Annotated in this window: 2 protein-coding genes; one reads left to right on the forward strand and one right to left on the reverse strand. The window is 47.2% G+C overall.

What is annotated here, in order from left to right:
- The coding region (locus tag R7Q09_RS27345; RefSeq protein WP_318144106.1) for a helix-turn-helix domain-containing protein at window positions 1-214 on the forward strand (214 nt) is incomplete at its 5' end.
- An 85-nt stretch (window positions 215-299) separates the two neighbouring features.
- Here R7Q09_RS27345 and R7Q09_RS27350 read toward each other — a convergent pair.
- Window positions 300-566, reverse strand: a 267-nt coding sequence (locus R7Q09_RS27350; RefSeq protein ID WP_318144107.1) for an NAD(P)/FAD-dependent oxidoreductase, incomplete at its 5' end; no start/stop codon positions are given.

Genomic DNA, 566 nt, shown 5'->3' on the forward strand with positions numbered 1-566 from the left:
AGATGAACATCTGATTTTCGATACGCCGCCACTAGAAACTGGCACCCGATTAGAAGATATGGTGCCTGCTGGCGTATCGTTAGAAGAGCTGGAAAAAGCCGCTATTCTCAATACGCTTGAAGAGAATCAAGGCAACAAAACGGAATCGGCTCAGGAGCTGGGTATCAGCGTTAAAACGCTGTACAACAAGCTCGAAAAGTATCAAGACGAGTAAACACACCGCAAATAGCAAAAGAGCACTGAATTGAATTCAGTGCTCTTTTTCATCGTCTCTTTCTATCTTTGCGTGCAGCGCTGGATTACACCCACTGACCTGCCACAAAGCCACTCGACCAGCACCATTGGAAGTTATAGCCACCTAACCAACCGGTAACGTCCATCACTTCTCCGATGAAGTACAAGCCTTTGATGTTTTTACATTCCATGGTTTTAGAAGACAGGTGATCGGTATCTACACCACCCAAAGTCACTTCCGCCGTGCGGTAGCCTTCGGTGCCATTAGGTGCGATTGACCAGTTTTCTAAACGCTCCACCACGCTAGCAAGCTCTTTCGGGTTGAACTGCTT

It is taken from the genome of Vibrio sp. 2130-1 (genome assembly GCF_033339515.1).